This is a genomic window from Actinomyces sp. W5033 (assembly GCF_051303165.1).
On the sequence record NZ_JBPPGD010000005.1, the window covers coordinates 8125 to 13157 of the forward strand.

Annotated in this window: 4 protein-coding genes; all 4 read left to right on the forward strand. The window is 67.0% G+C overall.

Features of this window, described 5'->3' with window-relative positions; genetic code table 11:
* The first annotated feature begins 420 nt into the window (after positions 1–420).
* The 4 genes from rpsL (at position 421) to tuf (ending at position 4863) form a co-directional block, all read left to right on the forward strand.
* The gene (rpsL, locus tag ACSJJR_RS04360; RefSeq protein WP_435942270.1) at positions 421–795 is read left to right on the forward strand and encodes a 30S ribosomal protein S12; all 375 of its coding nucleotides are present in this window, start codon (positions 421–423) and stop codon (positions 793–795) included.
* Positions 795–1265 (forward strand): 30S ribosomal protein S7, encoded by a 471-nt coding sequence (rpsG, locus tag ACSJJR_RS04365; protein ID WP_435942271.1) that lies wholly within the window; start codon positions 795–797, stop codon positions 1263–1265. Before rpsL ends, rpsG begins: the two co-directional genes overlap by 1 nt.
* Before the next feature lie 81 nt (positions 1266–1346).
* Positions 1347–3482, forward strand: a complete 2136-nt coding sequence (gene fusA, locus ACSJJR_RS04370; protein ID WP_435942272.1) for an elongation factor G — start codon at positions 1347–1349, stop codon at positions 3480–3482.
* Between the two features lie 190 nt (positions 3483–3672).
* A complete protein-coding gene (tuf, locus tag ACSJJR_RS04375) occupies positions 3673–4863 on the forward strand; it encodes an elongation factor Tu (protein WP_435942273.1) in 1191 nt (396 codons plus the stop codon).
* Positions 4864–5033: the final 170 nt, after the last annotated feature.

Genomic DNA, 5033 nt, shown 5'->3' on the forward strand with positions numbered 1-5033 from the left:
CCCCCTCATTTGTTCGCGTTCGAGCTGCTTCCGTACTTCCGCCCCCCCCCCCCCAAACCGATGAGTTCGACGGATGCAGGGTGGGGCGGCGGGGACGGGCGGCGGCATGTGACCCGACGTGTCGCATGACACGAGGGCGGTGGCCGTCTGCGCCTGGCGGGGGAGGGGGCCGCTCGGTATGTTTGTCCCCGGTGCCCGCGTGCGGGCCACCGTTCTCCATTCCGTTCCCAGCGGGAGGCGCCGCAGCGCCACCGTGACGCGGGTCTGCCGCGGTGGGAACCGACGGGCCCCACTCCGCGGGGCTCCGGGCGCAGCCCCTCGGGCGCGCACCGGCCTGGTCCCCGCGGCGCCGTGCGCGAGGACGAGGGCCGGCCGCAGGCAGCAGACCTGTCCGACGCACTTCTAGATGGAGAATCCGTAGTGCCTACCATTCAGCAGCTGGTCCGCAAGGGCCGCTCCTCGAAGCGCTCGTCGTCCAAGACGCCGGCGCTCAAGGCCAGCCCGCAGCGTCGTGGCGTGTGCACCCGCGTGTACACCACGACCCCGAAGAAGCCGAACTCTGCCCTGCGTAAGGTCGCCCGTGTGCGCCTGTCGTCCGGCATCGAGGTCACCGCCTACATCCCCGGCGAGGGCCACAACCTTCAGGAGCACTCGATCGTGCTCGTCCGCGGTGGTCGTGTGAAGGACCTCCCCGGTGTCCGCTACCACATCGTGCGCGGCGCCCTCGACACCCAGGGTGTCAAGGGCCGCCAGCAGGCACGCTCGAAGTACGGCGCCAAGAAGGAGAAGAAGTAATGCCTCGTAAGGGTCCCGCGCCCAAGCGCCCCCTGGCCGTTGACCCCGTCTACGGCTCGCCGGTCGTCACCCAGCTCGTCAACCGCGTCCTCCTGGACGGCAAGAAGTCCACCGCCGAGCGCATCGTCTACGGTGCCCTCGAGGGTGTGCGCTCCAAGACGGACCAGGACCCGGTCACCGTCCTCAAGCGCGCCCTGGACAACATCCGCCCCGCCCTCGAGGTCCGCTCCCGCCGCGTCGGCGGCGCGACCTACCAGGTCCCGGTCGAGGTCCGTCCCAACCGCGCCACCACGCTGGCCCTGCGCTGGCTCGTGGACTTCTCCCGCCAGCGCCGCGAGAACACGATGACCGAGCGTCTCATGAACGAGATCCTCGACGCCTCCAACGGTCTGGGCGCCGCTGTCAAGCGCCGCGAGGACATGCACCGCATGGCTGAGTCCAACAAGGCCTTCGCCCACTACCGCTGGTAACAGCAACACGTCGGTCGGGCTCCGCCCCCTGGCGGGCCCGGCCGACGCTGACTCTCCCCCCACTGAACGAAGGACTCTCACGTGGCACTTGACGTGCTGACTGACCTCAAGAAGGTCCGCAACATCGGCATCATGGCGCACATCGATGCCGGTAAGACCACTGTCTCCGAGCGCATCCTGTTCTACACCGGTATCAACTACAAGATCGGTGAGACCCACGACGGCGCCTCCACGATGGACTGGATGGAGCAGGAGCAGGAGCGTGGCATCACGATCACCTCCGCTGCGACCACCACCTTCTGGAAGGGCACGCAGATCAACCTCATCGACACCCCCGGCCACGTGGACTTCACGGTCGAGGTCGAGCGCTCCCTGCGTGTGCTCGACGGCGCCGTGGCGGTCTTCGACGGCAAGGAGGGCGTCGAGCCCCAGTCCGAGACCGTGTGGCGCCAGGCGGACAAGTACAACGTCCCGCGCATCTGCTACATCAACAAGATGGACAAGCTGGGCGCCAACTTCGACTTCTCCGTCCAGACGATCCGTGACCGCCTCCACGCCACGCCGATGGTCGTCAACTTCCCCATCGGGGCGGAGAGCGAGTTCTCCGGCGTGGTTGACGTCATCGAGATGCGCGCCGTGCGCTTCCCGGAGAAGGACGCCGACGGCAACGAGACCCGCGGCTCCGTCGTCGTGTACGAGGAGATCCCCGCCGAGCTCCAGGACCGCGCCGAGCAGCTGCGCGCCGAGCTCATGGAGACGGTCGCCGAGGCCGACGACGAGCTCATGGAGAAGTACCTCGAGGAGGGCGAGCTCACCGTCGAGGAGATCAAGCGCGGTGTCCGTGCGCTGACGATCTCCGGCTCCGCCTTCCCCGTCCTGGCCGGCTCCGCCTTCAAGAACAAGGGCATCCAGCCCGTTCTCGACGCGGTGATCGACTACCTGCCGTCCCCGCTGGACGTGCCGGCGGTCGAGGGCCACGCCCCCGGCGACGAGGAGACCGTCGTCGTGCGCGAGTCCGACGAGAACGGCCCCTTCTCCGGCCTGGCCTTCAAGGTGGCCACCCACCCGTTCTACGGCAAGCTCGTCTACGTGCGCGTCTACTCGGGCAAGGTGTCCTCCGGCGAGCAGGTCCTCAACGCCACCAAGGGCAAGAAGGAGCGCATCGGGAAGATGTTCCAGATGCACTCCAACAAGGAGAACCCGGTTGACGTGGCCCACGCCGGCCACATCTACGCCTTCATCGGCCTCAAGGACGTCACCACCGGTGACACCCTGTGCGCGCAGTCGGCGCCGGTCATCCTGGAGTCCATGACCTTCCCGGACCCGGTGATCCACGTGGCCATCGAGCCCAAGACCAAGGGCGACCAGGAGAAGCTGGGCGTCGCCATCCAGAAGCTCTCCGAGGAGGACCCGACCTTCACGGTCGAGCTCGACGAGGAGACCGGCCAGACCGTCATCGGCGGGATGGGCGAGCTGCACCTGGACGTCTTCGTGGACCGCATGCGCCGCGAGTTCAAGGTCGAGGCCAACGTCGGTAACCCGATGGTCGCCTACCGCGAGACCATCAAGCGCAAGGTCGACAAGGTTGACTACACGCACAAGAAGCAGACGGGTGGCTCCGGCCAGTTCGCCAAGGTGCAGATGTCCTTCGAGCCCCTCGAGGTCCAGGAGGCCGAGGAGGGCGAGGAGAAGAAGCACTACGAGTTCGTCAACGCCGTCACCGGCGGCCGCGTGCCGCGCGAGTACATCCCCAGCGTTGACGCCGGTGTCCAGGAGGCCATGCTCACGGGTGTCCTCGCGGGCTACCCGATGGTGGACGTCAAGGCGACGCTTATCGATGGCGGCTACCACGAGGTCGATTCCTCCGAGATGGCCTTCAAGATCGCCGGCTCCATGGCCTTCAAGGAGGGCGCGAAGAAGGCCAACCCGGTCCTCCTTGAGCCCGTCATGGCCGTCGAGGTGCGCACGCCCGAGGAGTACATGGGTGACGTCATCGGTGACCTCAACTCCCGCCGTGGCATGATCCAGTCGATGGAGGACGCCGTGGGCGTCAAGGTCATCAAGGCGGCCGTCCCGCTGTCGGAGATGTTCGGCTACGTCGGTGACCTGCGCTCCAAGACCCAGGGCCGCGCGGTCTACTCGATGTCCTTCGACTCCTACGCGGAGGTCCCGAAGAACGTGGCCGACGAGATCATCGCCAAGGCCAAGGGCGAGTGACCCCGTCAGTCTCCGGGGGCCGGACGCAGCCCGTCCGGTCCCCGGGAAGGTCGGCCGCAGAGCCTGTGCGCCGGCGCAACCAGTAATCTTTCCAACAACCCATCAGTAGAGATTCTCGACCCGGGCCCGGCTAGCATGTCGCTAGTCGATTCACGACGAAGAGAACTCCCCGAGTCCCAGGAGGACACAAGTGGCCAAGGCCAAGTTCGAGCGGACCAAGCCGCACGTCAACATCGGAACGATCGGTCACGTCGACCACGGCAAGACGACGCTGACCGCCGCGATCTCCAAGACGCTGCACGACCTGTACCCGGACCTCAACCCCTTCACGCCCTTCGACGAGATCGACAAGGCTCCTGAGGAGCGTCAGCGCGGTATCACGATCAACATCGCGCACGTCGAGTACGAGACCGAGAAGCGTCACTACGCGCACGTGGACGCCCCCGGCCACGCCGACTACATCAAGAACATGATCACCGGTGCCGCCCAGATGGATGGCGCCATCCTCGTGGTCGCCGCCACCGACGGCCCGATGGCCCAGACCCGCGAGCACGTCCTGCTCGCCCGCCAGGTCGGCGTCCCCACCCTGCTCGTCGCCCTCAACAAGTGCGACATGGTGGATGACGAGGAGCTGCTCGAGCTCGTGGAGATGGAGGTGCGCGAGCTGCTGTCCTCCCAGGAGTACGACGGCGACAACGCCCCCGTCATCCGCGTCTCCGCCTTCCAGGCCCTTGAGGGCGACCCCGAGTGGGCCGGCAAGATCAAGGAGCTCATGGACGCGGTCGACGAGTACATCCCGACCCCCGAGCGCGACATGGACAAGCCCTTCCTCATGCCCGTGGAGGACGTCTTCACGATCACCGGTCGTGGCACCGTCGTCACCGGTCGTGTCGAGCGCGGCAAGCTCCCGATCAACTCCGAGGTCGAGATCCTCGGTATCCGCGAGCCCCAGAAGACCACGGTCACGGGCATCGAGATGTTCCACAAGCAGATGGACGAGGCGTGGGCCGGCGAGAACTGTGGTCTGCTCCTGCGTGGCACCAAGCGTGAGGACGTCGAGCGCGGCCAGGTCGTCGTCAAGCCCGGCTCCATCACCCCGCACACGGACTTCGAGGGCCACGTCTACATCCTCACGAAGGACGAGGGCGGCCGCCACAACCCGTTCTACTCGAACTACCGTCCGCAGTTCTACTTCCGCACGACGGACGTCACCGGCGTCATCACCCTGCCTGAGGGCACCGAGATGGTGATGCCCGGTGACACCACCGAGATGACCGTCGAGCTCATCCAGCCCATCGCCATGGAGGAGGGCCTCGGCTTCGCCATCCGTGAGGGTGGCCGCACCGTGGGCTCCGGCCGCGTCACCAAGATCCTCAAGTGATCTGACGCAGCCGCTGCTGTGAGCGCAGGCTGCTGACCAAGGACGATCCCCCCGGCTCCTGACGGAGCCGGGGGGATCGTCCTGCCTGGTGCGGGCCCAGGGCGCCGGACCTGGGCCCGCACCAAGAACCTTGGGGGCCAGCCGCTCCGCGGGGCGGTGTTGTGGGGGTG

Bases quoted from the DNA above. Each gene is read 5' to 3' on its own strand.
- rpsG (WP_435942271.1), top strand. From the start codon at position 795: ATGCCTCGTAAGGGTCCCGCGCCCAAGCGCCCCCTGGCCGTTGACCCC.